Genomic DNA, 21,045 nt, shown 5'->3' on the forward strand with positions numbered 1-21,045 from the left:
ATCATGCCTCTGCAAACAGCGGCAGTTGACGAAAGCGAGTTCCCGTCGCGGAAAACAGGGCATTGGCAATTGCCGGGGCCACCGCGGGAACACCTATTTCCTCAACTCCGACAGGCTCTTCTTCACTGCGGATAAATTCTACTTGTATGGCCGGAACCTCAGCCAGTCTAGGCAAAGCTAGATCACTTAACCGGCGGGCGGTGGCAATACCATGGTTAAAGCGCGTTGACGACCCCAATGCCATGGCAAGACCATAGATAATACCGCCTTCAACCTGTTGTCGGGCAATTTCGGGATGGATGATCCGACCGACATCCACGGTGGCGGAAATCCGGTTCACTTTCAACCCGCCATCCCCGCGAGCCGCGCTGACGATAACCGCAATATGCCCGCCACGCATGGAATGGCAGGCCAGCCCCTGACCGCTGCCGTCCAGCCCGCCATCCCAACCTGCCATAGCAGCCACGCCGCTTAAACAGGCAGCCAGACGCGGCCTCCCGGACATCATTTGCATGCGATATGACAAAGGTTCGATTTTGGCTTTGACCGCAAGCTCGTCAATGAAAGATTCTACAAAGAAAGCATTATAGCTATGCGCGTTACTGCGCCAGTTTCCGGTAGGCACGCCGACATAGGCCGGATGATGGTCGAGCGAGAAATTTGCGATATCATAATGGACATCCGCGCCTTCGACCGCTTTGGAATCCGCTTCGTCAATGGATGACCGCATGGCGGTAATCTCATCCATCCCGCGCACCACGCGTTTGGATTGTTCCCGGCCAGAAGCAGGGGCCGCGACCTTGATCTGGAGCGCCTTTATCCGGCCAGCTTTATCCGTTGCCGCATCCAGCCGGGCATAAGCAGGCGCACGGTAATGGTCGTGCATCATCTCTTCTGCCCGTGACCACATTAATTGGACGGGCCGGCCAATATTCTTGGCTATTATAGCGACCTGCCCCGCTATTTTATTATCAAGGTTCCGTCCGAATGACCCGCCTGCAAGCATGGGATAAAGTGTTACGTTGTCCGGGCTGATCCCGATTGCATCCGCCGCCACCTGCACCGCTGCTGCGGGAGCCTGCGTTGCAAGCCAAAGCTCCAGGTGGCCGTCTTTATAATCGGCTGTCGCCGTGCGGGTTTCGATGGGTGCATGCAACGCGGCCTCCGCCTGATAGCGGGCGCGGACATTCTGATACTCGGCAAACGCAGGCTTCGTTTCCCCGCGACTGGCGAAGCGGATGCCGGGGCCTTCTTCCAATGCTTTTTCAAGCGCGGCGCTCATTTTGTCGCTGTCCGGAAGCAAGCCCGTGGTTTCAAACATAGGGCTCATTTTATCAAGAGCGGCATTTGCGGCCCACCAGTTGGTTGCCACTGCTGCAATCCAGCGGTCATGTTCGATCACGTCAACCAGGCCGATAATCTTGCTTGCCCCCTCGCGATTGAACGATTTCAGACGCGTATCGCCAAGCGGCCCCTGACGAATGGAGGCGTAAACCATATCGGCCAGACGAACATCACCTGCGAAATTGGCAGAGCCATCAAGCTTTGAAGGCAGGTCAAGCCGGGGTATATCCTGACCAACCAGATTATTTACAGGGCTGGAACGCAGCGGCACCGGATCGGGCAATTCCTGCTCCATCGCATCCATCACCAGTTCGCCAAAGCGAAGCTGCTTCCCGTCACTGGTAATGAAGCCATTTTCAGCAATGCAGGATTCCCACGCTACACCCCATTTTTGCGCGGCAGCCATGCTGAGCAATACCCGTGCGGCGGCTCCAGCCTCGCGAAAGTTGCTTGAATAAGCAGGAATAGAGGTTGAGTCCGCTGTAACGATAAAGTCTTTGCGCTGTGCGATTGTCTTGATCGCCCAGCTTACTTGATCGGCTTTTGTCCATTTCTCCGCACCCGGTGGCAACAGAGTTTCTGCCCATTCCTGAGCCAGGAGTTCATTCGTATAAAGAGGGTTGATCGGCGCAGGCTCGACAGCAATAGTCCGCCAATCCGCACCCAGTTCATCAGCCAGTATCTGGGGCAAAACAGTGTAAACACCCTGCCCCATTTCACTTTGCGGCACCGCGACCGTAACCCGTCCCTCTACGGAGATCTTAAGATAGGCGTTGAATATCAGTTCATCATCGGCGGCGCTGAGATTGGGTTCATAGGTGCGGGGCCATATCGCCCAAGCCACGACCAGCCCGGCCGCCGCACTACCGCCAATCAGGAAATTGCGGCGCGTGAAGGCGTTTGCACTTCTTTCATTTCCTTTTGTCCCGGTGCCCTTTTCCGGTTCAGTCGGCATTATCGCTCTTCAGCAAACCGAGACGCGGAATCTCGATTTTCGGGCAGCGGTCCATCACGACATCAAGTCCCGCTGCCTCGGCGCGCTCTATGGCAGGACGGTTGATAACGCCGAGCTGCGTCCAGACGGCCTTCGCACCAACCGCTATGGCCTCGTCTATGACGCGGCCGGCATCCGCCGAATTACGGAAAATATCGACCATATCTATCGGACCAGTGACAGCATCAAGGGATGGGACTACTTCCTTGCCATGCAGTGTCTGTCCGGCAATCCCCGGATTGACCGGAGTAACATCATAACCCTGATCCAGTAAAAACTTAAGGATACGGTTGCTTGCCCGCTCCGGCTTGGCGGATGCGCCTACAAGGGCAATCCGCCTGGTTTCGGTTAAAAGACGGGTGATGTCCTGATCAGTTTCCAACGGCATGGCTCGACTCCCCTTGTTTCCTAAAACAGCTTACTGGTTATCCAACCATGTCGCGAGCTTTTTGGCAATATCGTGGAAAGCCTTACCCTGAAGACTGTCGCTACTTGCCGGAGGCGTCCCGCCATCGCTGGACTTGCGGATTTCGATGTCGAGGGGCACACGGCCCATAAAGGCCATGCCCATTGTCTTGGCCGCCGCTTCCGCGCCGCCTGTGCCAAAAGGATCGCTGACTTCGCCGCAATGCGGACAGATATAGCCTGCCATATTTTCGACCATGCCAATGATCGGGATTTTCGCCTGTTCAAACAGGTCAACCGCCCGCACCGCATCCATCAAGGCAAGGTCTTGCGGCGTTGAGACAATGAGAGCCCCCACCGGCTTGTGGTTTTGCATCATGGATAATTGCACGTCGCCCGTGCCCGGCGGCATATCCACAATCAGTAATTCGGTATCCCCCCAATGCGCGTCGATCAACTGCTCCAGCGCCTTGCCTGCCATCGGCCCGCGCCATGCAATCGCCTGACCGGGTTTGGCCAGATGACCCATGGACAGCACGGGAATATCATATTCATTCGGCACCGGAATAAGCTGCTTGCCTTCGGCTTCCGGTCGGCGGTCTTCGCAGTTTAACAGGCGCGGCTGTGAAGGGCCGTATATATCAGCATCAACCATGCCGACCTTGTAGCCAAGCGCTTTCAGCGCAATTGCCAGATTGGTCGAGAGGGTTGATTTGCCCACCCCGCCCTTACCACTGCCCACTGCGATCAGGCGGCGCTCGATTTTCTCCGCCGTCATCGCAATATCTACTTTTTCAACACCATCCAGTGCCAGTAGCTTGGCCTTGACGGCGATCTCGATCTGCCCCCGTTCACGAACATCCAGTCCGCTGACGTTTAATACCAAGGAAACGCGCCCGTCATCAAAGCGGACAGCACTAAATTTCCCACCCGCAACATCTTCGAGAGCGGCCTCAATCATAGAAATATCGGTCATTCGCTTCACATAGTTACACTTTTATCGGATTGACACTGTTTTTCTGACATCGGGCTACCTATAAAGACAATATGGATAAAAAAATTGACGGGCAAGGGTCCAAACAATCAGCTTTGGGTTCAATTTTTAACATGGCTAGCCCCTGGGGCAATGGCGGCGGTGATGACAAGGGGGGCGGACCACGCAATCCGTGGGGCACCCCATCTGGTGGATCGTCCGGCGGCGGTTCCGGCAAAGGCGGTGCGTCTTCACTGGAAGAACTGTTTAAAAAAGGAGCCGGCGGCGGTGGATTTAAGGGCGGCTTTCCCAAGCGTCCCGGCGGACGTCCGTGGTGGCCTATCCTGCTTATCGGATTTGTCATTCTATGGGTTTTATTATCCTCTATCCACCGGATAAGCCCGCAAGAACGCGGCGTAGTGACCTTTTTCGGTTCCTATTCCAGAACAATGAAACCCGGTTTGCATCTCTCGCTCCCCACCCCGCTTGAGCAAGTCACGAAACTGGACGTCGAAGAAATTCGTACGATTGACATTCCTACCGGAGAATCGGAAAAACTTATCCTGACCGGTGACCAGAATATTGTTGATCTCGCCTATTCGGTGCGTTGGAATATCAAGGCTCCTGAACTGTTTTTATTCCGGATCGCCGATCAGGAAGAAACGATCAGCGAAGTCGCCGAATCGGCCATGCGCGCAGCCGTGGCAAACTTTACCCTTGATGACACAATCGGTGCAGAACGGACCGAGATCGAGCAGCAGGTTGAACAGAATATGCAAGAAGTGCTTGATGGTTATGGCGCCGGTGTCGTGATCCGCGGTATCGCAATCAAGAAGGCCGACCCGCCAGCCGCTGTTAACGATGCCTTTAAGGAAGTGTCAGCAGCGCAGCAAACTGCCCAGACCTATCTTAACGAAGCGCGCGCCTATGCCCAGCAGCTTACGGCTCAGGCACAAGGTGAATCAGCTGCGTTCGACAAGGTTTATGAAGAATATCGGCTTGCCCCGCGCGTGACACAGCGGCGCATGTACTATGAAACGATGGAGCGTGTTTTGTCGCAAGTGGATAAAACGATCATCGAAGCAGAAGGCGTAACCCCTTATCTTCCGTTGCCGGAACTCGGGAAACGTGCCCAGCCCCCTGCTGCTCAAGCTGCGGAGGCAAAATAATGGGTAATGTTATGAAAAACCCCGTCGCTCTTGGCATTATCGCCTTTGGCTTGCTCTTGTTACTGGTCAATACGCTGATTATCGTGCCGGAAACACGGCAAGGTATTGTGGTGCGCTTTGGTGAGCCAGTGCGGATCATCAACCGCTATCAGGAAGGCGCGCCCTTTGGTCGCACCGGTGCCGGCTTGCTCGCAAAATGGCCGTTTATTGAACAGGTCGAATGGATAGATAAGCGCATATTGGATGTCGAAATGGAGCAACAGCAAGTGCTCTCCACCGACCAGTTGCGACTTCAGGTCGATGCCTTTGCACGCTTCCGCGTTGCCGATCCGCTACGTATGTTCATTGCGGCCGGTGATGAAGAGCGGGTTGCTGACGAACTTCGCCCGATACTTGGCTCCGCACTTCGGAACGAGCTTGGTAAACGCCCCTTTGCCGCGCTGCTCAGCCCGGAACGCGGTCAGGTGATGGATAATATCCGCACCGGACTTAACCGCGTGGCGCGCCAATATGGTGCCGAAATTGTGGATGTGCGTATCAAGCGCGCCGATCTGCCTGATGGCACGCCGCTGGAAAGCGCCTATCAACGGATGCGTACAGCGCGTGAACAGGAAGCCCGCACGATTAAGGCCCAGGGTGCTAAACAGGCCCAGATCATCCGCGCAGAAGCAGATGCAAGCGCCGCACGCACCTATGCTGAAAGCTTTGGCAAGGACCCGGAATTCTATGATTTCTATCGCGCCATGAAAAGCTATGAAACAACATTCCGCAGCGGTCAGGAAGGCGATCCGACATCGTCGTTCATATTATCGCCTGACAATCTCTACCTTCGCCAATTTCAAGGAAAGTAATCGGGTTTGATGCCAGTTTTGCACTTATCGACTACATTTGTTATCGTTTCTGCAAAATGGGATATTTTTTCGACGAACAAACGATTCTTGGCTTGCGAAAGGGGTTTATAGAACCCAGTATTAGTCAAACGGATCGAAAAGGTTGATCTTGTAGCTGATGTTAGGGATTGACTGTGTTAATATTCAAATACGGTTCATAAAGTCTGCGTCACTTACTACGCCAGATTTTCGGAAATATGAATGGATTTGATGTCGTATATTCGTTGACCGATGACTATTAATTGAGAGGAACATTATTGTGCGTTACGCTTACGGGATTTCAGCAGCTTTGCTCTTGGCGGGGGGCGCTGCGGCGCTATCCGGCATTGGTACCGCTGGTGCTCAGGTAGCTGCCAATGACAGCCAAGTCATAAAAGCAGCTGCGCCGCGCGGTATACCGATGAGTTTTGCTGACTTGACCGAACAGTTGCAGCCAGCCGTTGTCAATATTTCCACGAAACAGAAAGTGGTTGTCAGCAACAACCCGTTTGCCGGGACACCCTTTGACGGCTTCTTCGGCAACCCCGGCGGCGGCAGTCAGGTGCGGCAAGCACAATCACTCGGCTCCGGCTTCATCATTTCTCCCGATGGATATATCGTGACCAACAACCATGTTGTCGCGCCCGGCAATCGCAATGCGACGGTTGAATCCATCACCGTAATCATGCCAGACCGCACCGAATTTGACGCGACTTTGGTAGGCCGTGATGCCGCATCCGATATTGCTGTTCTGAAAATCAAATCCAAGAAGCCCCTTCCTCATGTGAAGTTTGGTGACAGCACAAGCGCACGTGTGGGCGACTGGGTGATTGCCATCGGCAACCCGTTCGGCCTTGGCGGAACGGTGACTACCGGTATTATATCAGCCATCCACCGCAACACCGGACAGGGCGGCGCCTATGACCGTTTCCTGCAAACCGATGCGTCGATCAACAGCGGCAATAGCGGCGGACCTATGTTCGATTTGAACGGCAACGTCATTGGTATCAACAATGCGATCATTTCACCAACTGGCGGCAATGTCGGCATCGGCTTTGCCATTCCGGCAGAAGTCGCGGTTCCGATCGTCAATACGCTGCGTAAAGGCGAAAAAATCGAACGCGGCTATCTGGGTGTTCAGATCAGCCCGCTGACAGAGGACCTTGCAGCTTCGCTCGGCCTGCCCAAAAATCGCGGTGAATTCATTCAGTCCGTGGTACCGGGTGAAGGCGCAGCCAAAGCCGGAATTCAGGCCGGTGACGTTATTGTGAAGGTAAATGACCGGGAAGTGACTCCCGATCAAACCCTGTCCTATCTGGTTGCTAATCAGCCTGTCGGCACAAAAATTCCGATTGAGTTGATCCGCGGCGGCAAAACCATCAAAGTCACTGCCACACTGGGCGAGCGGCCATCCGAAGAAGAACTGGCTACAGACAGTTTTGATCCGGATTCCGAAGATCCGTTGGGCACTGAAAAAGATGGCAGCAGCACAGAAGCGACAGCAAAAGCACTGGGCGTGTCGGTTGTTGAACTGACGCCGGCCATCGCCCGTCAACTCGGTGTGCCATCAAGCCAGAAAGGCGTGGTCGTATCGACCGTTGATCCAAATAGCGATGCTGCACGAAAAGGCATCAGACGCGGCTTCCTGATTATCAGCGTCAACCGCGTTCCAGTCAATAATGTGGCGGATCTTGATAAAGTCATAAACGCCGCCAAACAGGCTAACCGCGAAGCTGTGTTACTACAGATACAACGCGGTGCCCGTGACCCGCTATTCATCGCGGTTCGTCTGAACGAAAACTAAAACTGTTCAGACTTTGTAACATCAGGAAAAGGCCGGCGCACCACGCTGGCCTTTTTCTTTTACCCGACTTATCTTTCTCTTTTACCTGATCAGAGAGAATCGACGATGACAAATGCCCAGCCTCCCGTAACAGAGATATTTTTGGGGCTTGGAGGCGGAGAGCGGCAGAGCCTGAATCTGAAGCGCGCCAACCGTCACGGCCTTATCGCAGGCGCAACCGGGACCGGTAAAACCGTTACATTACAAGGCTTGGCCGAAAGTTTCTCCGCAAACGGCGTTCCGGTATTTGTTGCGGATGTCAAAGGCGATCTGTCGGGCATTGCCATGGCCGGATCCCCCACATTCAAAAATGCGGATAGCCTGGAAAAGCGCGCCAGGGAACTAGGGATGGACGATTATGCCTATTCCGACAATCCGGCCATATTCTGGGACCTTTATGGAAAGCAGGGCCACCCTATACGCACCACGATCAGTGAAATGGGGCCGCTTTTGCTCGCACGGCTGATGGATTTGAATGATACGCAGGAGGGTGTGCTCAACATCGTCTTCCGTTTTGCCGATGAACAGGGCTTGTTACTGCTCAATCTTGACGATCTGCAATCCATGCTGGCCTATACTGCGGAGAATGCCAAGGAACTGACAACCAAATATGGCAATGTCAGCAGGGCCAGTATCGGCGCAATACAGCGCCAGTTGCTACAACTCGACAGTCAGGGCGCGGGCCAGTTTTTTGGTGAACCTGCTCTGGAAATAGACGATTTTATCGGGTGCGATGAACAGGGCCGCGGCTATATCAATATTCTTGCCGCCGACCAGTTGATGCGTAACCCGAAACTTTATGCGACATTCCTGTTATGGTTGCTTGCAGAACTGTTTGAATCCCTGCCCGAAGTCGGTGATCCGGATAAGCCAAAGCTGGTCTTCTTTTTTGACGAAGCGCATTTGCTGTTCGATGATGCACCCAAGGCATTGCAAGACAAGATCGAGCAAGTCGTTCGCCTGATCCGTTCCAAAGGGGTCGGCGTATATTTTGTTACCCAAAATCCAATTGATATTCCCGAAGAAGTCGCGGGACAGCTCGGCAACCGGGTGCAACATGCGTTGCGGGCATTTACCCCGCGCGACCAAAGAGCGATTAAGGCCGCAGCCGAAACATTCCGTATCAACCCTGACCTTGATGTGGAAAAGGCAATTACAGAATTGCGTGTGGGTGAAGCTTTGGTCTCTACCTTGATGGAAGATGGCGCGCCATCCATCGTGCAGCGCACCCTGATAAAGCCGCCCCGCTCTCGCCTGGGGCCGGTTACACAAAAGGAACGGGCGATTATTCAGTCCATTTCGCCTTATGTCGGCAAATATGACGAGGAAGTGGACCGCGAATCCGCCGAGGAAGTTTTGCTCGCCAAAGCGGCCGATGCAGCGGAAGTCGCCAAAGAGGTTGAAGCCACCAGCATGGAAGAAGTCGCAAAGCATCCCCGCAAAACCAAATCCATGTGGGAAAAAGCAACAACGGCAGCAACCAGAGCCGTTGCCAGTTCGGCCGCCCTAATTGTTGTATCAAAAATCACGGGCAAGAAAACACGAAGCAATCCCGCTGCCAGAGCTGCAAGCGCGGCCGCCGGTTCGATCGGGACCAGTGTGGGCGGTTCTCTGCTCGGCAGTTTTGCTCGGAATTTAATGGGCGGTTTGATGCGTTAGGCTAAAGCCAAACCTCGGGCCTATGATTTGGTACCAAAGAAATCGGCTACGATATCCTTAGCGATTCGCATCGGGCGCAGCGTATCGGCATCGACACAGCACCAGCTTGACTGCACTTCGGCCAACACATCTTCACCGCGGCGAATGATTGTGCTGTAAAATGCGCGCGCGCCGTGAACTTTTTCCAGCAAGACTTCAGCAATCACGTCATCGTCCAGAAAAGCAGGCTTCCGGTAAGTAATCTCATGCTTTAACGCCACCCACATATGGGTTGCGAGCGCATCCGACGGTGCAATTTTCTGCCAGTGCGCAATCACCGCATCCTGAACCCATGTCAGGTAATTGGCATTGTTCACATGACCCATGAAATCGATATCATCGGGCTTGATGGCAATGTTGTGTTGATGCGGCATGTTGTTCATATTGTTATAATAGGGTTTTCTGCCCCAAATTGATAGGGGGCAAGAGACATACAACCTACAAGAGCATCATATTGGCGGATTATATTTCGTAACTAACAAAGCGCGCGTTAATCAGCCGCGCCCACGATAGGGTGCAACCCCCTGATCCGGGATCCATAGCCCCTTGGGCGGCTCCCCCGATTGCCAGAACACGTCGATCGGAATACCGCCGCGCGGATACCAATAACCGCCAATACGCAGCCATTTGGGCTTCATCTCGCCAAACAGCCGCTGCCCGATACCCACCGTGCAATCCTCATGGAAAGCGGCATGGTTGCGAAAAGACCCTAAAAACAGCTTGAGCGATTTGGATTCCACGATCGTTTTATCGGGCGCATAATCGATCACCAGATGGGCGAAATCAGGCTGCCCTGTCACGGGGCACAGGGAAGTAAACTCGGGCACGGCAAATCGGGTCAAATATAATTCACCCGCCCGCGGATTGGGAACATAGTCGAGCACCGCCTCTTCGGGTGAAGCGGGCAATGTGCTACTCTGTCCCAGGAACTTTGGTGCAGTGTGTGATGGGTCTTTATCTGTCATGCAGACCATCTAATGCACGGGGCGGCTCATGTCATCCCTGCAAGAATATTCATTTGCGGTTCAGTGGACAAAGCGAAAAGAAGCGGGTCAGGGTTCAAAACAGATATGACAATAAAATATATGGGACGAAAGATGCGCGCAAAGACGCTGGCATTGGTGATTGCCGGTGCGCTTGGTGTGTCTGCCGCGCTTCCTCCGTCCGCTATGGGCCAGACAGTGGAAAGGCAATTACCGCAGACGCCTCCGCCTGACCTGCCTTCGGTCAGTGAATATTCCCTGCCCCCCGGTGACCAAGAGCCACCGGCAGATAGAAATGTGCAAGGACCGGTAGAAGAAAATGGCCCGCCTCCCAAGGTCGTTACAGAGCCTGATCCTGTCCGGCCCAGCAGCCCGCTTGTCGTCCAACCGGTTCCTACCGCACCTACCCCGGATACTGATACCGGTGTTGCCGACAGCAACCCAAGACAGTCGCTACCCGCAACCCGCACAACAACGCCTCAACAAAGCGTTGATCCAGGAACACAGGCCGAAACACCGATAGATAATGGCCTGCCGCAAGCGGATGCGCTCGGCCAAACCGTTCAGCCCTCGCCTTCTGACCAGCCTGCCGCCGCCGCTGCGCCACAAACAGAAGCCTCTGCGTCTGCACAGGAAGGCTCGCAATCGAACAGCCTATATTATTTCGGCGGCGCTATATTCATTCTATTGCTCGCTGGTCTGGGACTCTATTTCTGGCGGCGCAAGACACTGGCGGGCAGCTCCGAACATGGGCTGATGGACGATCCTGAACCCGTCCCAGCACCTGAACCAAAACCGGTGCCGCGCAGACCGGCGCCAAAAATCTATTCGCCCCCCAATCCGGCGGAGCCCAAAAAGCCGTCGTCAGTCTCCCGTGACGGTTTTGTCATCTCTAAAATCGGGGCCACACCTTCCCCGCAGCCAATGCCAAAGGCGGATTCCAGCCTTTTGCGGATTGAATTTATTGCCAATGGTGCATCCTCTACGCTGCTGAATGCGGTGCTTAACTACAGTGTCACGCTAACCAACATATCGGATCAGGACCTGAGCAATATTCGCCTGTCGGGTACGATGATGCAGGCGGATTCGCAAAATGCCCGTAATGCAGCCACCCAGTCTGGTGACCTGCTGCATGAAACGGAGAGCCTGCCTGCGGGAGCTTCGGTCACATTAACCGGCGATATCCGCCTGCCGTTAAGCTCCATCCGCCCGATTACTATCAAATCCCAGGCGCTGTTCATTCCTTTGGCTCATTTCAGCACCGAATATATAGATGACAAAGGCAACACGCATCACCAGGGCGCTTCTTTCATCATTGGCCGGGAATATGAACCCCCGCGCGCGAAGATGGCTCCTTTCAGGCTTGATCTGGGCCCGCGCAGTTTTGGGCCGGTCGGGCAGCGACCTCTGACCTCCGCTTAACCGGCACTGGCCCAAGTGCAACAACCGAAACAGCATTTCGCTCAAACAGCACATAAGCGGTGGATTTGGACCACGATGCAATATAGCTTCAACCTTTTGAAGACGAATCGATAAAAGGGGCTGATCCCTCCGCTTGATAAGGAGCTTATAATGGAACTGCTGGTAACAACCGACTGGCTTGCGAATGAACTGGGCGCTTCGGATTTGCGTATAGTTGATGCCACCAAATTCATGCCTGATGCCGGACGCAATCCGGCCGCAGAATATGAAGCGGGCCACATTCCCGGAGCGGTCTTCATGGATCTGGGCGATCTGACTGACACCACAAGCTCGATTGAAAATATGCTGCCCCCGCCCGAAAAATTTGCCAGCCGCATGCAATCGCTTGGCCTTGGCGATGGCAGCCGCATCGTGCTCTATGATGACAGCCCTTTGAAAAGTTCGGCGCGCGCGTGGTGGATGCTGACCATATTCGGGGCGCACGAAGTTGCGATACTGGACGGCGGACTAGCCAAGTGGAAAGCCGAAGGCCGCCCGCTCGAAACCGGTAAGGAAGCACATCGCCACCGGCACTTTACCGTCTGGAAAGATGATAAGGATATCCGCACCAAAGCGGACATGCTGGCCAACCTTCACAGCAAGGACGAGCAGGTGGTTGACGCCCGCCCCGCTGACCGTTTTTCCGGAGCGACAGCGGAAAGCCGCCCCGGTTTAGCCTCAGGCAATATTCCCGGTTCCGTCAACATTCCGCATAGCGAGTTTTTCAATGCAGACGGCACGTGGAAAACGGCAGATGAAGTGAAAGCGATCTTCAACAAAGCCGGTGTTGATTTGAACCAGCCGCTGGTGACGACCTGCGGTTCCGGGATTACCGCAGCAGTGGTGTCCTTTGCCGCAGCCTTGGCTGGCGCAGACAAAGTTGCGCTATATGACGGCAGCTGGGCTGAATGGGGAGCAGACGCGGACACGCCCAAAGTCACCGGCTGATAGAAACCCCGTTTACACCGTTAGTTAGGGCTGAGCCTGTCGAAGCCCGTCTTTAGACAAGAAGCGCCCTTCGACAGGCTCTGGGCTAACGGAACAGAATTTGGCCGATAACAAAGACCAATCCAGCAAAAAACCGGCGACCCAGGCCGTTACCGGCGGCAGGCGCAAACAATGGACCGGGGCGGTCGTCAATCCTCCGGTCTGGCGCGCCAGCACCCATCTTTATGACAGCGTTGCAGATTTGCGGGCGGGCCTTTCGGCAAATGAAGATGGCCGGTTTTTTTATGGCCGCCGTGGTTCTCCTACACAATGGTCGCTGGCCGCAGCTCTCACAGAAATGGAGCCGGGCGCAGCCGGGACAATGCTCTATCCATCGGGGGTTTCGGCTATAGCCTGCGCGATGCTGGCGGTTCTGAAACCGGGGGATGAAATATTACTGACCGATAATAGCTATGACCCCAGCCGAAGCTATGCCGACGCGTTCCTGAAACGCATGGGGATAACCGCACGCTATTATGACCCCATGATCGGGTCTGACATCAGCTCACAGTTCACGGACCGGACCAAGGCGATATTGCTTGAAAGTCCGGGAAGCCTGACTTTCGAGATTCAGGATGTTCCGGCCATATGCGCGGCGGCGAAACAGGCGGGCATTGTGACCTTGCTGGACAATACATGGGCAACCTCGCGCTTTTTTCCGGCGATTGAGAATGGCGTTGATATATCCATTGTCGCGGCGACCAAATATATTGTCGGCCACAGCGACGTGATGATGGGCGCCGCAACCACCCATGACAAATACTGGACACGACTGCGGCGCACAGCGCAGCAATTGGGTCAGGTCGTGTCTCCAGATGACGCCTATCTTGCCGCTCGCGGGTTAAGAACGCTGGAGGTGCGGCTGAAACAGCACGAGCAATCTGCTCTGGAAGTGGCGCATTGGCTCAAAGCCCGCCCGGAGGTTGGCAAAGTCCTGCATCCCGCCCTGCCCGACTGCCCCGGTCATGATATCTGGAAGCGTGATTTTATAGGATCATCCGGCCTGTTTTCATTCCAGCTTACGGACGGTGACGAGCAATCCCGTACCGCCTTTATCGATGCGCTAACCTTATTTGGCATTGGATATAGTTGGGGTGGTTTTGAAAGCCTGGCCCTGCCCGTGGATCCGGGCAAGCATCGCACGGCGACCGAATGGGCGATGAAAGGCGCGCTGGTGCGGCTGCATATCGGGCTGGAAGACCCGGATGATTTGATCGCCGACCTTGCCAAAGGCTTTGAACAGTTTAACAGAATAGCATCATGATACAGAAAATTGTCAGTTATTTGGAAAGTCTGGCACCGGATTTATCGGATAGTTGGCAATTTATCGAGGGGGCTATTGCCGCCGGTCTGGTCATATTCTCGCTGATCGCAGGTTGGTTGATCAGCAAGCATGCCGGTCCCAGATTGCGACATATCTGGGAAACCCGCGCTGGTTATGAAAGCGCACTGGCCGGACGGCGCATCCGTGACATGATCCGGCGCGCGACCACTTTCTTATTATGCGGAATTTTCATTTCAGTCTGGGCTTGGCAGCTCATCCCGCTAGTAATCTTTGCGCTCACCATCGCGATCACTCTGGGCTTGTTCACCAATGACCTGATCCGCGGTGTGCGCATGCCAAACTGGCTTGGCACCGTCATGGGCCTGACGGTTTTTATATCAGCCTCCCTTGGTCTGGTCGGGAATTTTGATCGTATCACCATGGCGCTGGACCGCGTTGGCGTTGATGTCGGCACAAGTCGTATTTCGCTTCTCGCTGTTGTCACGATAATCATGACAGCCGTCATCCTGCTCGCCGTGGCGCGTGTTTTGATGAAGCTGGTCAGCTACGTCATTTCCAACAGCCAGTTGGACAGCGCACAACAATTGCTTGGACAAAAGCTCGCTACCGTCGCTATTCTGGGCATTACTTTCGTGCTGGGTCTCGATATTCTCGGCATTGACCTGACCGCCTTGGCGGTTTTCTCTGGCGCATTTGGTTTAGCGGTCGGTTTCGGGATGCAGAAAACTATCGGTAACCTGATTGCCGGGATCATCCTTCTAATGGACCGATCGATCAAACCGGGTGACGTGATCGCGGTTGGTGACAGTTTTGGTTGGGTTAACAAAATTGGCGTTCGAGCAGTCTCCGTTCTGACCCGTGAGGGGAAAGAACATCTCATCCCCAATGAAAACCTGATGACTCAAGAGGTCGAGAACTGGTCCTACTCCAATAAAAATGTTCGGATCAGCATACCGGTGGGTGTATCTTATAATTGCGATATGGATCAAGTCATCGATTTGATGAAACAGGCCTGCATCGATGTTCCCCGTATCCTTGCCCACCCGAAACCGGTGGTCTGGATGTTGGGATTCGGGGATAGCAGCGTAAATTTTGAAATCAGATGCTGGATCAATGATCCCCAATCAGGGGTCGGCAATTTCAGGGCCGCAGTGCTTAAACGGGTCTGGGATCTGTTCAAGGAAAATGGCGTCGAGCTACCCTTTCCCCAGCGCGATGTGCATATCAAATCACTCCCGGACAATGTCCTGGATAAAGGCTTGGATAAAGGACCGGATAAGGACGGAGTCCCGATTCAACCCGAATGAGATGTTAATTTCGCAGCAGGTCCAGTGTGCGACGTCCCGACATTTGAATTTCACGCATCAAACGCTGGGCTGCATAATCGCCCCGGCCCCCGTCCGCTGCGTTTATCTGTAGCAAGGCCTTGGCCCCAGAGCGGGCCATGACCGCCAGATCATCACACCCCCGGTCAAACCGTTTCCGGGTCATCGGGAAACTATCGCGATAGGCCGCTTCCATCGAATCCGGATCGGCCAGCACAAATGACGAAGTTTCGGGCTCACCGGCCATATTCGCCACCCAACCAGCGACAGACTCGACGGCCTTCAGCCGCTCAAAGCTCTCCGCAAAGGGATCATTCCGGCCATTTTTATTTTTGATGGAATCAATTTTTGACATGCCCCCGCGATAAAACTTCATGGTTAACAAGTTATAAACAGGCAGAAAATCAGGGCCAAACCAGTGAATGTGGCATGATTATCACACTGCCGAGTTATGTCATCTTTGCTGCCATTTTTTTGTTGTGCGGCGCAGCAAGATGATGCAATTTTCTTTCACATGTTCTGAGATTGTCCTCCGCTGGCCCTACCAGCGCAAAAAAAGACAACCGGAACAGCATCCAGGAGGGACGATACGCATCAACCAGAAAGGGATATTCATGCGCACGTCCAAAAAAGCCTCGCTAGGCACAATAACCAAATCCGGCATTATCGGCCTATCATCTATTTTATTGGCATCTACAGCGGCACCGGCCCTCGCTCAAGAAATTGAAGGCAGCGGCCTTACCGTATCCGGAAATGCCACAATAACTTCTGATTACCGCTTCCGCGGACTGTCTTTGTCAGATGGCGATTTCGCTATCCAGGGCGGTATTGATGTGGCGCATGAAAGCGGATTTTATGTCGGCACATGGGCTTCTTCGCTGGAAGACAGCCCGACTTATGGTCATACTGAAGTAGACATCTATGCAGGCTGGTCCGGTGAAGTTTCTTCCGGCCTGACTCTTGATGCTGGCCTGCTCTATTATATTTACCCGAATGGTGAAGGCGGACTGGCTGGACCAAGCGACTATTTTGAACCTTATGCTTCGCTTTCAACCACCCTTGGGCCGGTTGAAGTGACTTCCGGTATCGCTTATGCTTGGGATCAAAGCAGCCTTGGCGACCGTGACAATGTATATATTTATACCGGCGTTTCGGGCGCTATTCCCAATACACCGATATCGCTGAATGCATCGATCGGCTTGAATGACGGTTCCTTGGGCAATCCCGTAGGCGTAGTAGGCGATGATAATTACCTTGATTGGAAACTGGGAGCCGATTGGGCAATTACCGAAAACCTGACCGCCAGCGTTGCCTATACCGACACAGATGCGCCTTCGATCAATGACTTTACTGACAGCGCATTCATATTTTCTTTGGGCGTATCCTTTTAACTCCTTAGGGTTTTGAATTCACAAATAGGTTCGTCACAATAGAAAAGCCGCCCTTGGGGAAGGGCGGCTTTTTTATGTGCGATACTCAGTGATCTTCTGGGATTATAGTTGCATGCCGCCAAAACAGTTACGCACTTCGCGAAGAAACAGTTCCGGGACTTCCATTGCCGCGAAGTGACCGCCTTTATCCGCTTCACCCCAATATTGCAGGTTCTTGAAACGCTTCTCGGCCCAGCGGCGCGAAGGGGTCATAATCTCGTTCGGGAAGATGCTGCACCCGGTAGGCATATGTACCGGTTCTATATTGGGATTGCTGAAACTCTCACGGTATAGCCGTGCCGATGATGCCCCCGCATTGTTCAGCCAATAGAGCATGACGTTGTCCAGCAAACGGTCTCGGTCAAAATTGTCATCAGGTGCTGACCCGCCCTCGGCCCAGCCTTGGAACTTCTCAAGAATCCAGGCCATCTGCCCTACCGGAGAATCGGCAAGGCCATAGCCCAAGGTCTGCGGTTTGGTCCGCTGTATCTCGGCATAACCGACGCCTTGCGTTTGATAATTTGCGAAACGCTTAAACGATTCCTGCTCCTCTACGGTCGGATTTTTCACAACTTCTTCAGGAGGCGCACCAACGACGACAAGGTTGATATGGATGCCGGCACAATGGCCCAGATTTTGAGCGCCTATGACTGATGTCACCATTGCGCCCCAATCGCCGCCCTGTGCAAAATAGCGGTCATAGCCCAGCCGCATCATGAGTATATCCCATGCCTTGGCAATGGCTTCTACGCCCCAACCGGTTTTTGCTGGCTTGCCCGAAAAACCATATCCTGGAAGAGATGGAATCACGAGATGATAAGCGTCCTTTGCCTCACCCCCGTGGGCGGCAGGGTCGGTTAGCGGCCCTATAACGTCCATAAATTCGATTATCGACCCCGGCCAGCCATGGGTCATGAGGAGCGGGCGGGCATCCGGTTCGGGTGAGCGGATATGCATGAAGTGGATATCCACACCATCAATTTCGGTCATATGGTGCGGATATTGGTTGAGCGCAGTTTCACAGCGCCGCCAGTCATAACCATCCCGCCAATAGGCCGCGACATCCTCTACATAGGCAAGCGGGATGCCCTGGCTCCAATCGTCCACCGGCTCTTTCTCCGGAAAGCGGGCCATTGCGAGCCGTGCCTGTAAATCGTCCAATACCGGTTGCTGAATGTCGATCTTATAATCTCTGATCGCTTCTTTCATGCATCCTCTCCCTTATTTTGTTTACATCGTAGGGGTCGGCGCTTCCCCTGAATAGTCATAAAAACCTTTTCCGGTTTTGCGGCCCAGCCAACCGGCCTCGACATATTTCTGTAAAATAGGCGCCGGACGATATTTCGGATCACCAAAATCGGTTTGCAGTACGCGCAAGATTTCCAACAATGTATCCAGCCCGATCATATCCGCCAGGGTTATCGGCCCCATGGGATGGCCAAGGCCAAGCTGCACGCCGCGATCAATATCTTCCATGGACGCCGTGCCTTCGCCAAGCGCGAAAAAGGCTTCGTTCAGCATGGGAAGCAAAATCCGGTTGACGACGAAACACGGGGAATCTTTTGCGTGCACAGACTGCTTGCCAAGTGCTTTGACATACGCATCCGCTTTGGCAACACTTTGGTCACTGGTTGCAAGGCCGCGAATAACTTCGACCAGGCCCATTAACGGGACCGGGTTGAAAAAATGCACGCCAATGAAGCGCGACGGATCTTTGACCGCCTGTGCAAGCCGGGTGATGGAAATCGAGGACGTGTTAGACGCCAAAAGCGCCTGATGACCTAAAATCTCTGATGCAGCGCCAAAGATCTGGCGCTTGACATCCTCACGCTCCGTTGCCGCTTCGATGATGATATCCGCCGTAGCCATTGGATCGAGCGACCCGATGGTCTCAATCCGGTCCAGAGCGGTTTTAGCTGCCTGTTCCTCGATTTTCTCTTTCTCGACCAGCCGCGACAATTGTTTTGCTATTCCGGCTTTGCCCTTTTCGGCAATCTCCTGGTTCATATCCGACAGATAGACATGATAACCCGCTTGCGCTGAAACCTGCGCGATTCCGGCGCCCATTTGTCCTGATCCGATGATACCAATAGATTTCATTTTTATTCCTTCTGAATTATCATTATCTAGCAGTTAATGCTGACACCAGAAGGCACTAGCGATTGTCGATCAAACTGGCTAGATTACAAATATGATCCCTATTAATTCCACTATAGGCCTTGTTGCCATGTTTGCTGCCGCAACGGCAACTATGCCACTGCCTGTCCCTACGCCCGGTGAAATAAAAAATTTCAAGGACTGGTCGGTCGGCTGTGACAATGGAGGAAATTGCCAGGCCGTTTCCTTGGCAGCCGATAAAGAGCGCGACCAGTTTGATAACTGGGGCGGCCCGATTGTCATTACCCGCACCTCGGACAAAGACGACATCCTCAAAATCCGTGCGCTCATCCAGAATGATAGTCTGGATCGCTATCAAATATTTGTGGATGGACGTCTGGTTGATACCGGACCGCTGGTTCAAGGCAATTATCCCATCGAGATTGTTGGCGAAGATGCCGTCAAAGTGTCCCGTGCGATAATCCGCGGCTATAAATTAAAAGTCGTCGGTCCGGACGGTGAGAATTTAACAAACATATCGCTATCCGGTTCTTCAGCCGCGCTGCGTTATATGGATGCTCGTCAAAAACGCACCTACACCCGCACGGCCCTGGTAGCAAAAGGCCGGCGGATATTCAGGCCGCTGGAATCCGAAATTCCGACAATCACGGTCCAGCAATGGGCCCCTGCAAAACGTATTCCTGCAACGACAGAGATTGTTGACCTGATCGAACATTCTGTCTGCAAAGATGACCGTTTTGGCGTTGTGGAAGATCAAATCTACCCACTGGGGCAAAAGGATGACCGTTATCGCGCACTTGTCCTGATATCCTGTGGTTCGGGAGCCTATAATTTTTCAAGCACAGCCTACATCGGTGAAATCAAGGGCAACGAGAAGAATGGCGCAAGTTGGGCCTTCCGCCCTGCAACTTATGATCTGCCACCCAAATGGGGCGGCAAGGAACGGCTACCTTTGCTGGTGAACCCCCATTGGGACGGGGAGACACAGATATTGAGCAGCTATGCCAAGGGCAGAGGGCTCGGCGATTGCGGCAATGCGGAAAGATTCATATGGGATGGCGAACAGTTCCGCTTGCTGGAAGCCAGAGAAATGCGGGAATGTCGCGGCGCCTATGAATGGATCACCACCTGGCGCGCCCAATATATGAAAAGCTGAACTACTGGCCCGGCATATGTTCTGAAGAGGATTTCAGGGCGCGTTTTTAAACGGATGTGCTTCCGCAAGGACGAGAGAAAAATAGTCCTGTTCGTCGCTCCATTCGCGAAGCGGTGACCAGCCCCCTGCCCTCAGCATCAAACGCGCATCGCGCAAGCCGTATTTGTGGCTATTTTCGATATGGAGCCTCTGCCCTTTTGCCATAGTATATTGGTCGCCATCGATCGAGAATCCGACATCTGACATGACCTCAAGATATATCTCGATCCTTGCATATAGGTCGTTCCAGATCGCAACATGGCAAAATTGATCGACAGGGATATTCCCATCCATCTCGCGGTTGATCCGGTGCAGCAGGTTGAGCGAGAATTCAGCGGTAATCCCGGCGCTGTCATCATAGGCATCGACCAGAACATCTTGATCCTTGATCCGGTCAAAACCGATGAGCAACTGTGACCCCACGCCCAATGTTTCCCGCATGAAACGCAGCAGATCAACAGACGTGCGGGCAATCATATTGCCAATGGTAGAGCCGGGGAAAAAACCGAGCTTTGGCATATCGGAAACTTCGGACGGCAATTTCAGCCGTCGCATAAAGTCGGCTTCCAGTGGATAGATCGGAAGCTCTGGAAAACTGCTTTGCAGCTGGGCTGCGCTGGCGGCAAGAAATTCCCCCGAAATATCAATCGGAACATAGGCAGCGGGTTGCATCTCTCGCAATAAAAGGGGCGTTTTCGTCGAACTTCCTGAACCAAATTCAACAACCGCGCGCCCTGCCCCGCTTATTTCCGCAACCTTTGCGCTATAATTTTCCAGCAATCCCGTTTCGGTCCGGGTGGGATAATATTCCGGAAGCTCGGTAATCTGTTCAAAAAGCTCCGACCCCCTTCTGTCATAGAGCCACCGTGCCGGAATAGCATGGCTTCGCTCTGCGAAACAGCGCAACACATCTGTTTTGAAGGCCGGGTCAAGCTGGCTGATTGTCATATCCATTAGAAAGTCGTC

19 protein-coding genes are annotated in these 21,045 nt (G+C 53.7%); 10 read left to right on the top strand and 9 right to left on the bottom strand.

Going from position 1 to position 21,045, the window contains the following annotated elements; all coding sequences use genetic code 11:
• Nucleotide 1: 1 nt before the first annotated feature.
• The 3 genes from VIN76_RS12060 to VIN76_RS12070 are packed head-to-tail and all read right to left on the bottom strand — an operon-like array spanning nt 2 to nt 3,719.
• The gene (locus VIN76_RS12060; protein ID WP_332042100.1) at nt 2-2,299 is read right to left on the bottom strand and encodes a xanthine dehydrogenase family protein molybdopterin-binding subunit; all 2,298 of its coding nucleotides are present in this window, start codon (nt 2,297-2,299) and stop codon (nt 2-4) included.
• Entirely contained in the window at nt 2,289-2,726 is a 438-nt protein-coding gene (locus tag VIN76_RS12065) for a CoA-binding protein (protein ID WP_332042101.1), read from the bottom strand. Before VIN76_RS12065 ends, VIN76_RS12060 begins: the two co-directional genes overlap by 11 nt.
• A gap of 30 nt (nt 2,727-2,756) precedes the next feature.
• Nucleotides 2,757-3,719 (bottom strand): Mrp/NBP35 family ATP-binding protein, encoded by a 963-nt coding sequence (locus VIN76_RS12070; protein ID WP_332042102.1) that lies wholly within the window; start codon nt 3,717-3,719, stop codon nt 2,757-2,759.
• A 131-nt stretch (nt 3,720-3,850) separates the two neighbouring features.
• Between VIN76_RS12070 and hflK the strand changes: the two genes are divergently transcribed.
• The 4 genes from hflK to VIN76_RS12090 all read left to right on the top strand — a co-directional run bounded on the left by hflK (nt 3,851) and on the right by VIN76_RS12090 (nt 9,256).
• Entirely contained in the window at nt 3,851-4,885 is a 1,035-nt protein-coding gene (gene hflK, locus VIN76_RS12075) for an FtsH protease activity modulator HflK (RefSeq protein ID WP_332042319.1), read from the top strand.
• Complete coding sequence (locus VIN76_RS12080) at nt 4,885-5,736, top strand: protease modulator HflC (RefSeq protein WP_332042103.1); 852 nt, start codon at nt 4,885-4,887, stop codon at nt 5,734-5,736. The genes hflK and VIN76_RS12080 overlap by 1 nt, the downstream gene beginning before the upstream one ends.
• A 298-nt stretch (nt 5,737-6,034) precedes the next feature.
• On the top strand, nt 6,035-7,558 hold the full coding sequence (locus VIN76_RS12085) for a Do family serine endopeptidase (protein WP_332042104.1): 1,524 nt from the start codon (nt 6,035-6,037) through the stop codon (nt 7,556-7,558).
• Nucleotides 7,559-7,663: 105 nt separating this feature from the next.
• Nucleotides 7,664-9,256, top strand: coding sequence for a helicase HerA-like domain-containing protein (locus tag VIN76_RS12090; RefSeq protein WP_332042105.1), 1,593 nt, complete (start codon nt 7,664-7,666; stop codon nt 9,254-9,256).
• Between the two features lie 20 nt (nt 9,257-9,276).
• Here the strand turns inward: VIN76_RS12090 and VIN76_RS12095 are convergent, their stop codons facing one another.
• Nucleotides 9,277-9,678: a thioesterase family protein gene (locus tag VIN76_RS12095; protein WP_332042106.1), complete on the bottom strand. Its 402-nt coding sequence runs from the start codon at nt 9,676-9,678 to the stop codon at nt 9,277-9,279.
• A 111-nt stretch (nt 9,679-9,789) separates the two neighbouring features.
• Nucleotides 9,790-10,260 carry a preQ(1) synthase gene (queF, locus tag VIN76_RS12100; protein ID WP_332042107.1) on the bottom strand — a complete coding sequence of 157 codons (471 nt, stop codon included), beginning with the start codon at nt 10,258-10,260 and terminating at the stop codon, nt 9,790-9,792.
• Between the two features lie 105 nt (nt 10,261-10,365).
• Between queF and VIN76_RS12105 the strand changes: the two genes are divergently transcribed.
• From VIN76_RS12105 to VIN76_RS12120, 4 genes are all read left to right on the top strand, one after another.
• Nucleotides 10,366-11,700, top strand: coding sequence for an LPXTG cell wall anchor domain-containing protein (locus tag VIN76_RS12105; RefSeq protein ID WP_332042108.1), 1,335 nt, complete (start codon nt 10,366-10,368; stop codon nt 11,698-11,700).
• Nucleotides 11,701-11,850: 150 nt separating this feature from the next.
• Nucleotides 11,851-12,687 carry a 3-mercaptopyruvate sulfurtransferase gene (sseA, locus tag VIN76_RS12110; protein ID WP_332042109.1) on the top strand — a complete coding sequence of 279 codons (837 nt, stop codon included), beginning with the start codon at nt 11,851-11,853 and terminating at the stop codon, nt 12,685-12,687.
• A 100-nt stretch (nt 12,688-12,787) separates the two neighbouring features.
• On the top strand, nt 12,788-13,990 hold the full coding sequence (gene metC, locus VIN76_RS12115; protein WP_332042110.1) for a cystathionine beta-lyase: 1,203 nt from the start codon (nt 12,788-12,790) through the stop codon (nt 13,988-13,990).
• Nucleotides 13,987-15,318, top strand: a complete 1,332-nt coding sequence (locus VIN76_RS12120) for a mechanosensitive ion channel family protein (protein WP_332042111.1) — start codon at nt 13,987-13,989, stop codon at nt 15,316-15,318. The genes metC and VIN76_RS12120 overlap by 4 nt, the downstream gene beginning before the upstream one ends.
• A 4-nt stretch (nt 15,319-15,322) precedes the next feature.
• Here the strand turns inward: VIN76_RS12120 and VIN76_RS12125 are convergent, their stop codons facing one another.
• The gene (locus VIN76_RS12125; protein WP_332042112.1) at nt 15,323-15,691 is read right to left on the bottom strand and encodes a hypothetical protein; all 369 of its coding nucleotides are present in this window, start codon (nt 15,689-15,691) and stop codon (nt 15,323-15,325) included.
• Nucleotides 15,692-15,950: 259 nt separating this feature from the next.
• On the opposite strand from VIN76_RS12125, the gene VIN76_RS12130 reads away from it, so the two are divergent.
• Nucleotides 15,951-16,727: a TorF family putative porin gene (locus tag VIN76_RS12130; protein WP_332042113.1), complete on the top strand. Its 777-nt coding sequence runs from the start codon at nt 15,951-15,953 to the stop codon at nt 16,725-16,727.
• 102 nt (nt 16,728-16,829) lie between these two features.
• Here VIN76_RS12130 and VIN76_RS12135 read toward each other — a convergent pair whose 3' ends face one another.
• A complete protein-coding gene (locus VIN76_RS12135; protein ID WP_332042114.1) occupies nt 16,830-17,975 on the bottom strand; it encodes an epoxide hydrolase family protein in 1,146 nt (381 codons plus the stop codon).
• A gap of 21 nt (nt 17,976-17,996) precedes the next feature.
• The gene (locus VIN76_RS12140; protein WP_332042115.1) at nt 17,997-18,866 is read right to left on the bottom strand and encodes a 3-hydroxyacyl-CoA dehydrogenase family protein; all 870 of its coding nucleotides are present in this window, start codon (nt 18,864-18,866) and stop codon (nt 17,997-17,999) included.
• A gap of 91 nt (nt 18,867-18,957) precedes the next feature.
• Between VIN76_RS12140 and VIN76_RS12145 the strand changes: the two genes are divergently transcribed.
• Nucleotides 18,958-20,040, top strand: a complete 1,083-nt coding sequence (locus VIN76_RS12145) for a DUF1176 domain-containing protein (protein WP_332042116.1) — start codon at nt 18,958-18,960, stop codon at nt 20,038-20,040.
• A 33-nt stretch (nt 20,041-20,073) separates the two neighbouring features.
• Here the strand turns inward: VIN76_RS12145 and egtD are convergent, their stop codons facing one another.
• A complete protein-coding gene (egtD, locus tag VIN76_RS12150; RefSeq protein ID WP_332042117.1) occupies nt 20,074-21,033 on the bottom strand; it encodes an L-histidine N(alpha)-methyltransferase in 960 nt (319 codons plus the stop codon).
• Nucleotides 21,034-21,045 lie beyond the last annotated feature (12 nt).

This window comes from Parasphingorhabdus sp. (assembly GCF_036568145.1).
In the GTDB taxonomy this organism is placed as follows: Bacteria; Pseudomonadota; Alphaproteobacteria; order Sphingomonadales; family Sphingomonadaceae; genus Parasphingorhabdus.

What these genes read in the sequence shown, in the direction of transcription:
- VIN76_RS12060 (WP_332042100.1), bottom strand. Translation starts at nt 2,299, where the DNA reads ATGCCGACTGAACCGGAAAAGGGCACCGGGACAAAAGGAAATGAAAGA.
- VIN76_RS12065 (WP_332042101.1), bottom strand. Translation starts at nt 2,726, where the DNA reads ATGCCGTTGGAAACTGATCAGGACATCACCCGTCTTTTAACCGAAACC.
- VIN76_RS12070 (WP_332042102.1), bottom strand. Translation starts at nt 3,719, where the DNA reads ATGACCGATATTTCTATGATTGAGGCCGCTCTCGAAGATGTTGCGGGT.
- hflK (WP_332042319.1), top strand. Translation starts at nt 3,851, where the DNA reads ATGGCTAGCCCCTGGGGCAATGGCGGCGGTGATGACAAGGGGGGCGGA.
- VIN76_RS12080 (WP_332042103.1), top strand. Translation starts at nt 4,885, where the DNA reads ATGGGTAATGTTATGAAAAACCCCGTCGCTCTTGGCATTATCGCCTTT.
- VIN76_RS12090 (WP_332042105.1), top strand. Translation starts at nt 7,664, where the DNA reads ATGACAAATGCCCAGCCTCCCGTAACAGAGATATTTTTGGGGCTTGGA.
- VIN76_RS12095 (WP_332042106.1), bottom strand. Translation starts at nt 9,678, where the DNA reads ATGAACAACATGCCGCATCAACACAACATTGCCATCAAGCCCGATGAT.
- queF (WP_332042107.1), bottom strand. Translation starts at nt 10,260, where the DNA reads ATGACAGATAAAGACCCATCACACACTGCACCAAAGTTCCTGGGACAG.
- VIN76_RS12105 (WP_332042108.1), top strand. Translation starts at nt 10,366, where the DNA reads ATGACAATAAAATATATGGGACGAAAGATGCGCGCAAAGACGCTGGCA.
- sseA (WP_332042109.1), top strand. Translation starts at nt 11,851, where the DNA reads ATGGAACTGCTGGTAACAACCGACTGGCTTGCGAATGAACTGGGCGCT.
- VIN76_RS12120 (WP_332042111.1), top strand. Translation starts at nt 13,987, where the DNA reads ATGATACAGAAAATTGTCAGTTATTTGGAAAGTCTGGCACCGGATTTA.
- VIN76_RS12125 (WP_332042112.1), bottom strand. Translation starts at nt 15,691, where the DNA reads ATGTCAAAAATTGATTCCATCAAAAATAAAAATGGCCGGAATGATCCC.
- VIN76_RS12130 (WP_332042113.1), top strand. Translation starts at nt 15,951, where the DNA reads ATGCGCACGTCCAAAAAAGCCTCGCTAGGCACAATAACCAAATCCGGC.
- VIN76_RS12135 (WP_332042114.1), bottom strand. Translation starts at nt 17,975, where the DNA reads ATGAAAGAAGCGATCAGAGATTATAAGATCGACATTCAGCAACCGGTA.
- VIN76_RS12140 (WP_332042115.1), bottom strand. Translation starts at nt 18,866, where the DNA reads ATGAAATCTATTGGTATCATCGGATCAGGACAAATGGGCGCCGGAATC.
- VIN76_RS12145 (WP_332042116.1), top strand. Translation starts at nt 18,958, where the DNA reads ATGATCCCTATTAATTCCACTATAGGCCTTGTTGCCATGTTTGCTGCC.
- egtD (WP_332042117.1), bottom strand. Translation starts at nt 21,033, where the DNA reads ATGGATATGACAATCAGCCAGCTTGACCCGGCCTTCAAAACAGATGTG.